3 protein-coding genes are annotated in these 2371 nt (G+C 66.8%); 2 read left to right on the forward strand and 1 reads right to left on the reverse strand.

Going from position 1 to position 2371, the window contains the following annotated elements:
- Positions 1-476 (forward strand): hypothetical protein (locus tag MFF58_RS31495; protein ID WP_238294234.1); only part of this gene is annotated, 476 nt, incomplete at its 5' end.
- A gap of 690 nt (positions 477-1166) precedes the next feature.
- Here the strand turns inward: MFF58_RS31495 and MFF58_RS31500 are convergent.
- On the reverse strand, positions 1167-1697 hold the full coding sequence (locus tag MFF58_RS31500; RefSeq protein WP_238294236.1) for a hypothetical protein: 531 nt from the start codon (positions 1695-1697) through the stop codon (positions 1167-1169).
- Between the two features lie 388 nt (positions 1698-2085).
- Between MFF58_RS31500 and MFF58_RS31505 the strand changes: the two genes are divergently transcribed.
- The coding region (locus MFF58_RS31505) for a hypothetical protein (protein ID WP_238294238.1) at positions 2086-2371 on the forward strand (286 nt) is incomplete at its 3' end.

A 2371-nucleotide genomic window follows, 5' to 3' on the forward strand; every position in this document is an offset into this window, starting at 1 on the left:
ATCTGCTCCTCGGTGAACCTGCTCTTCTTCACGGCTCTGCTCCTCCCATCAGGGTCTCACAAAACCGGAAAACTCGCACTCAGGCCGGACCAAAGCGACGGGGGGACGTCACTGCGCCCGCGCCGCCAAGCCCAGTCGTCGATGTCGACGACGCGCGGCCCGGGCTGCGACGGCAGAGGCGCCACGCGCACGAGGCGCACGAGGGGATCGCCACTCGCCGGCATCGCGAGACGATGCGCCATACGGGCGGCGGGCGCACCACCGAGGGCGAGACCGAGATGGCGCTGGAGCACGCGCAGCCACTCGGATCGGCGGGCGTGAGAGACGGCGACGTCACCAACGCTCTCGCTGAAGGTCCGCCGCGGGCAGGCTGGGTTCGCACAGCGGAAGCGTCGCAGCCGGAGGCGGACGGACCGGCCCTGCCAGTGCAAATCGGCAAGGGTGCGCTCGCAATGACCGCGCTTGCGGCCGGCTGACGATCGACAGGTGGGACAGAGCGTCGGACCCGGACGGGGTACGACGCGCACGATGAGCGGGTCGGTCCCCGGCTCGATGCCGACGACGTTCAGGCCATCGGGCACGAGGGGCAGGATACGGCGGGGCTTGGCGTCCTCCGGAAAGCCGATCTCCAGAGATGGGGCACGTCACGCCGGCCGGCACACTTCACCACACGAAGTGCGGAAGAACCAGACTTCGGTGCCCGTTGACAATCCTCAGTGATCGTTCACTCTTCGCGGCCGAACCGATCACGGCGACTTGTGCGAACAATCGAGCCGTTCCCGGCGAGGCTGTTCAAGGTCGAGTTGCTCGGCCTGTCGAAGCGATCTTGCTCGCTCGGCAGTTGGAGGCGGTTTCGGCAGGTGTCATTTAGAGGGCTTATCATACGTCAGACTAGGCAGATCTTGTGTCGGATCTGGAACGCGCGGTACAGGGCAGCCCTGCATCAAGCGCCTTCTCTACGAGGCGGCGGATGGCTACCACTGCGTCCGCGCAGATCAGACGGTGGCGCCCCAACGTCCAAACATCGCCGAGTCGCGTGATTGAAGAAGCCATCTCTGCAGGTTGGGGGTTTTGTCGTCGGGTCCTATCTCTGGACCGGGTGCGCTCTCCAGGTGTTGTGAGACACGGCACCTTCCGCCGAGCGGCCGCGAAGAGATTGAGTTCCTTTACTCCGCCGCTTCGGTATCGCGGTGGGCGTCATCGTCGGCCGCGGGCTCGTAAGTCGGATCGGCCTCCGCGTCGGCTTCCCCGTCCGATCCCGCGGCGGCCGTGAAGAAGTCACCGTTCCGGACCGCCTCGCCCCCCGTCACCATCATGCTCAGGTAGGTGTTGAGGGTGTTGGGCGCGACGTCGGGCAGCCGGTCGGCGATCTCGGCGTGCGACAAGCCCTGTGGGCCCGCGTTGGCAAGGAGCGCCTTCAGGCGTCCCTTGGCCGAATTCGCTCGTGGACCGCGAACACCGCGCCGACCGCCCTGCGCGGAGGCGGCACGATCGGCGGTCGGGGCCCGTGCACTATCGGATGCGTGAAGGCGCGCGGTATCCTCCAGCGGAACACCCTCTACGATGGAGGTCAGGGCAGCCTCAGCGGCGCGCAGCTTCGTGAGTTCGGCTGCGATCCGATCGTAGTCGCTCTGGAGAGCGGCCCGGCGCGCCCGAACGTCAACCAGGGCCTTCGACAGGGTGTTATCCTCAGCCATCGGACGATCCCGCCACATCAAATCGTTACCGTCGGTCATAGGTCACAGGACCCTCCCAGCGTCAACAGACCCGCGGAACGGCGCTAGCTCTGTTCAACCGAGTAAGCCAAGCACCGATGTTTACGGCCCCGGCGCCGTCCGATAGGGCAGCGTACAGCCGGTATGGCGCCTCGCCGGGCGCAAGTGACGGCGCTGACCTAGCCCCGCGAACCCATGCTCACCCGAGCGCCAGATCCCGACGCAGCGACCGGCAAGATTCGCACTTCAACCTGCGTACGTCACTCGGCCTCCGGCGCAGCCGGCGGGCGGGTGGGCGGGACAGCCGGGTTGGTGACGGGCTAAAAACCAAGACGACCGGCGCGATGCGCTGCGACGTGAGAGCGGTACTTTGAAGAAACTCTACGGCCTGTATTGGAGCTTGGCGAGCGTCGGCTTGATCCGCGCGAGCAGCAACGCCGTCGCCATCCTTGCAGGCCCCAAAGGCCTTCTCCCGGCGAACGATATCACCTCCGCGGCGGACCAGATCGCCGTGCTGGCGCCGTACTTCGACGCGGATTTCTACGCGAGCTGGTACGGGATCACGGCCGATCCGGTGCGCGACTACCTCGTCCACGGCTGGCGCGAGGGCCGGGACCCGCGGCCCGACTTCTCCTCGGCCGCCTACCTCGCCGAGC

Source organism: Methylobacterium longum (assembly GCF_022179385.1).
Lineage (GTDB): Bacteria > Pseudomonadota > Alphaproteobacteria > Rhizobiales > Beijerinckiaceae > Methylobacterium > Methylobacterium longum.